Here is a 1,671-nt window from a genome sequence, read left to right as displayed (position 1 = left end):
CATGAGGGCAATGATCACGCCCAGAGGCCGGCCGGCGTAATCGCTTGGGTTCAGGGAAATCCAGGAAGAGCGAAGCTGGGAGGCCAGGGTACCCAGCAGGGCCCCGCCCACGGCCAGCGACGCCCCCACTCCGAACAGCCAGGCCATGGTGATGTTGCCCATCCAGCTCGTACTGCGCTTGCCCTTGGCCAGCAGGAGCAGGCCCAGCAGTAAAGGCACCAACAGGTACCCATGGCCGGCGGGGTCCTGGGCCAGCGGCTCAAGCAGACGCGGGCGGAATACCGTGTGATAAATCAGGACGGTGACATAGCCGGCGGCCGTGCCGACAAAGATGTGCTCCGCCAGGCGGAAGAGGGGATTATCCCCGAAGATATAGCTGAACACCATCAGGGTGAGCACAAAGGCCACCCAGGCTTGCACGGCAGTCAGGTCAAGGCCGTTCAGCGCTTCCATCCCCCCAGCTCCCCCGTTATGTGCGCGCCGGCGTGAACACCGACACCGCCGCGACGATGAGCATGGCAATCAACGCCACCAGCAGGCCCCACTGCAGGGATTCGACACGCGCCGTCGGGACCAGGGAGCCGCTCAGCGCGCCGTAATCGCCGGCGCCCAGCACGCCGGCCACCACTCCCTGCAGGAGCCGGCCCTCCCCCTGATAATAGGGCAGGATATACGGCTCGGCGGCGGCGCTGACGCCGGCGATCATAGGCACACGGGCCAGGCCGGCCGCCTGCTCCATCCACCAGCGCACATCCTGGGCGCTGGCGCCGATGATCACCAGCATCTTCAGGTCCTGGATGCCCTGCAGGCCTTGGAGCGCCGGCAGGTCGGCAGTGGGCTGGCCGCTCACAAAGTCCCTGCGCGCCGCGCTGACAGGATTCAGCAGGAAATCGCGCATGCCGGCCTCTCGCCCGGGCAGATAGCCCAGGTTCACGTAATGGACGCCGTAGGATTTGCCGCCGCGCGCCGCGGCCGCCTGGTCAAGGATATCCTGCGCCACCTGGGGGCCGGCCGGCAGGGTGCTGACCGCGATGATCCGGGCGCCGCGCGCCATCAGATGCTCCGTCAGCACCTGGGCCAGGGGTTCCATCTCGCCGGCGGTCGAGGGGTCAAAATCAAAGGCGACCACCACCGCGTCGTCCGGGGCCAGTTCCTCCACGGCTTCGTACGCGGCGTTGACCGGGTCGGGAATGGTCCGGGCGGCGCCCGTGAACCACTGGCCCTGGGTCAGCAGGGGCAGGCACATGACGGCGATCAGAACCAGCGCGCTCAACAGCCGCACGCGCCCGATGCGAGGGCGGGATGGTTTCGGCACCCGGCGGGCCGGCGGCCGCGATTCCATAACCTGGCGGAATATCTGAACTGCCTCGTCCTCCGCCGGCACGCTCTCCAGCAGACTGCCGGTATCCTCCGGGGCCGGCGGCTTCGCCATCGGCAGTTCGATGGGCAGTAAGCCCTGCACGCCGGCCAGGATGCCCTCCGCATACGAATCCCCCTCATATCCTTCGGGCGGGACCTCGATGGTCGGCTCCTGGGCGCCGGGGCGCAGTGCCATGATCCATTCGGGGATTTCGCCGGCCAGTTCCTCTTCTTCCGCCGCCGGTGTCGGCGTTTCCGCCGGCGCCTCTCCGAAACCGGTCGCCTCCCTCAGCCAGGCCGGCAGTTCCTCCT

Annotated in this window: 2 protein-coding genes; both read right to left on the bottom strand. The window is 68.0% G+C overall.

Features of this window, described 5'->3' with window-relative positions; all coding sequences use genetic code 11:
• Window positions 1-453 (bottom strand): hypothetical protein (locus H5T60_14725; GenBank protein ID MBC7243686.1); only part of this gene is annotated, 453 nt, incomplete at its 3' end.
• A 16-nt stretch (window positions 454-469) separates the two neighbouring features.
• A partial coding sequence (locus tag H5T60_14720; GenBank protein MBC7243685.1) for a hypothetical protein occupies window positions 470-1,671 on the bottom strand: 1,202 nt, incomplete at its 5' end.

Source organism: Anaerolineae bacterium, assembly GCA_014360855.1.
In the GTDB taxonomy this organism is placed as follows: domain Bacteria; phylum Chloroflexota; class Anaerolineae; order JACIWP01; family JACIWP01; genus JACIWP01.
The sequence above is the reverse complement of the archived record's forward strand: the minus strand, read 5'-3'. Positions and strand labels throughout refer to the sequence as shown.